The organism is Psychrobacter sp. FME6 (assembly GCF_014861365.1).
In the GTDB taxonomy this organism is placed as follows: domain Bacteria; phylum Pseudomonadota; class Gammaproteobacteria; order Pseudomonadales; family Moraxellaceae; genus Psychrobacter.
Window position 1 is genome coordinate 1 of sequence record NZ_RRYW01000194.1, and the last position, 1,387, is coordinate 1,387.

2 protein-coding genes are annotated in these 1,387 nt (G+C 39.1%); both read right to left on the minus strand.

The window, feature by feature from the left end; translation table 11 throughout:
* Nucleotides 1-297: 297 nt before the first annotated feature.
* Nucleotides 298-594 (minus strand): DUF4298 domain-containing protein, encoded by a 297-nt coding sequence (locus EI162_RS14165; protein WP_192524939.1) that lies wholly within the window; start codon nt 592-594, stop codon nt 298-300.
* Nucleotides 595-690: 96 nt separating this feature from the next.
* Nucleotides 691-1,299: a nitroreductase family protein gene (locus EI162_RS14170; RefSeq protein WP_192524940.1), complete on the minus strand. Its 609-nt coding sequence runs from the start codon at nt 1,297-1,299 to the stop codon at nt 691-693.
* Nucleotides 1,300-1,387: the final 88 nt, after the last annotated feature.

Consider the following 1,387-nt stretch of genomic DNA (forward strand, 5'->3'; position numbering starts at 1 on the left):
CAATCAGGTGTTCTATAATATAATTTAGCGTTGCACTTGGTGTGTTAATCTAAGATATATAAAATTTATACTTTTGACAATTATACACGTATAAAATTTATACCTATATAATTGTTTCAAACTACCGCAGCTCATTTTGTATTTTGTAAAGAGCTATATTCTAAGGATTGATTACTTAAAGAATGCTATGGTCTCTCTTGAAAATGTTACTGCTAAATAAGGCAGCACGGTTATATATAGAAGAGAGGGTTAATGTATATTGCTTTTAAAAAAATGAAGGATAACAGAGTTTTAGAATCAACGGTCTATAACATCAAGCCCTAATCTCATCCAGCGAATGGCTTGTTCTTGATGATCGGTTAACGCGCTCCAAAGAGCATCTTCACTAATGATGGAATACCTATTATCTGCGCATTCAACCATCATGTTGCTTTCATGATCGTCTCTCCATTGCGCGCTTTGATAGTAAGTTTGCAGCTCAGACATTAATGTACTGGCTTCTGCCCATTTTTCCTGAGCATCTTCTATCTGTTCATGTAGCTCATACCAACGCTCATACTTTTTTTGCAGCGCTTGTGCATCAAAAACTTCCATTATATTTCTCCAGTTTATAATTATAAAAAACCAATGAAACCGCTCAGATATATTCATAGCAGCTTCATTGGTTATAGTGTATTCAAAGCTAATATATTAGCCAAATACTTTCATACGCGCGTCAGCAGGCTGAAACTCTTTGTCACCTGCTGGCTGCTCAATAGCACCGAATACCATCTGCGCGTTGAGTTCCCAATCATCAGCAATATTCCATTCATCAGCGACTCTTTGGTCGATGACAGGATTATAATGCTGCAAGTTGGCACCGACATCGATGCTTGCCAATGCCGTCCAAATCACATATTGATGCATAGCACTGGTTTGATGTGCCCAGATTGGGAATTTATCCGCATACAAAGGGGCTGCTTCTTGCATGTTTCTAACCACGCCTTTGTCCTCAAAGAACATAATCGTACCAGCACCCGCTCTAAATCCTGCGATTTTATCTTTAGTGCCTTGGAACTTCTCGTCATCATTGACGATAACTTTGAGCGTCTCTTCAGTGATGTCCCATAATTTTTTATGATCGTCACCAAATAAAACCACGAGACGCGCGGATTGTGAGTTAAAAGCGGACGGCGTATGCAAGACTGCATGTTCAATCAGCTTAACCACTTCATCGTTAGAAACAGGTAGCTGATCGCTTAGGGTGTAGATAGAACGGCGCTTTTCAGCTAGTTGTTGAAAGTCTTTTAAATTTGACATGGCTGTATTTGACATAGTTTTCTCCGTTGGGTTTAGGGCGTGTCATCAATTAAGCCAAACGACACAAGAAACTAAGTGAATGGCACTA